The following is a 1,565-nucleotide window of genomic DNA, read 5'->3' as shown; positions in this document are numbered from 1 at the left end:
CACAGACAGAAAGTCCATAGTGCTGGCGCATGAGCACCGTCTCAATCAGCATACCATCTGGCAACTCGAAAAGGTACTTGACCGTACCGTCAGCAGACTCCTGAACAATACGCTGTTTAAGCGGATTGACAACAAACTGATCATTGAGCTTAGCAATCAAGTCCTTGGACAGATTGGTCATTTCCTCAAATGACTGGACACGCTTGCGATAGAGCCACTCCCAAATCTGGGTGGCACGGAATTTCTTTTCTCCCTGAGCTTCCGCCCATTCAATCATTTCTTCTCTCGTTAAGCTATAAATCGATGGTTTCATGTTTCTCCTTTATTTCTGACGAATAACAAAATGGCGCTGCGATTGGCTAGATGCCGCTTGCTTTGCCTGTTTGCCTTGTTTCTGTTGTTTGTTCTTGTTTACCTTCGGACGATTTTTTTTCTGCTCATCCTTGGTTTTTTTAGAGCCACGCTCCCTAGAAATTTCTGGATATTTTTTGCTGTCCGATTTTCTCTTGTGATGGGATTTTTTGTCAAAGGCAGCTCGTCTTGGCTGAGCATTTTCCAAAACAAAATAGGCACAGCCATAATTACAATATTCTAGCAGATAATCTTGCAAACGGCTGATTTTCTCTGCATTTTCCTTGGCTTTCTCATCCCGATAAAAACCGCGTAATCGCAACTGTTCATTGCCCCAGTCACCAACAATATAGTCAAATTTGTTCAGAATTTCTGAAAAGCGCTGGTGAAAGGCCGTCAAGTCAAAGGCCTCTTTATAATTCTCCACCAATTCAAACTCAAATTTTTCTGCAATTATCTTGCTGCCCATTTGCTTAAATTCTGGGCCAGGGAATTTATTGTAATTATACAACTCAGGTGAAATCTCTTTACGCATACCTATCCTTTGTCATTCATCTATCTTACTTCATATTATTTTATCACAAAACAAGGGGAATTTATCTTTTTTCAGAAGAAAAAGATCTTTCTGTAAAAAGTCAGACGATTTAATAAAAACTGCTAATCATTTACCAAAGAATAAATCCTTTGTTCAGATCTAAAAGTTAAAAATCTTAGCCGAAGCTAAGATTTTTTGGTTTTTTCTAAATAATCAATCGCGTCCTGCAGGGTTTTGACCGGCACGATTTTCATATCCGTTTTGATTTCCTTGGCTGCTTCAAGCGCTGCTTCATAGTTAGTTTTGGCTTTAGGATTAGCCTTTTTTTCTTCCTCGCTGACAGGATTGTCTGGGGCAAAGAAGATTGTCGCTCCGATTTTGGCCGCAGAGACGACTTTTTTGTCAATCCCACCAATATCTCCAACTTTACCTTCTCTGTCAATGCTACCCGTTCCCGCAATCACGCGGCCGTCTCGCAGGTCAGGATTGGCCAATTGAGTATAGATGGCTAGGCTAAACATGAGACCAGCACTAGGACCACCGATACCTTCGGTCGAAAATTCAATCGGAACACTACTGTTGACTTCCGTGCGGTCAATTAAACTAATACCAATTCCATTTTTTCCATTTTCCAGCTTGATGATTTTCCCCGTCGCTGTCTTAGTTTCTCCATCTTCCT

General features: G+C 41.2%; 2 protein-coding genes and 1 pseudogene. All 3 read right to left on the bottom strand.

The window, feature by feature from the left end; genetic code table 11:
* Positions 1-313, bottom strand: a pseudogene (locus Q0191_RS05175) (23S rRNA (adenine(2503)-C(2))-methyltransferase RlmN); the annotation flags it as partial.
* A gap of 9 nt (positions 314-322) precedes the next feature.
* Positions 323-886 (bottom strand): YutD-like domain-containing protein, encoded by a 564-nt coding sequence (locus tag Q0191_RS05170; RefSeq protein ID WP_297664443.1) that lies wholly within the window; start codon positions 884-886, stop codon positions 323-325.
* Positions 887-1,071: 185 nt separating this feature from the next.
* On the bottom strand, positions 1,072-1,565 hold a 494-nt coding region (locus Q0191_RS05165; protein ID WP_297664441.1), incomplete at its 5' end, for a SepM family pheromone-processing serine protease.

This window comes from uncultured Streptococcus sp. (assembly GCF_938036805.1).
Lineage (GTDB): Bacteria > Bacillota > Bacilli > Lactobacillales > Streptococcaceae > Streptococcus.
Note: the sequence above shows the minus strand (reverse complement) of the source record. Positions and strands in the feature narration are given on the sequence as shown.

Excerpts from the sequence above, each read along its gene's own strand:
- Q0191_RS05170 (WP_297664443.1), bottom strand. The coding sequence starts at position 886 with ATGCGTAAAGAGATTTCACCTGAGTTGTATAATTACAATAAATTCCCT.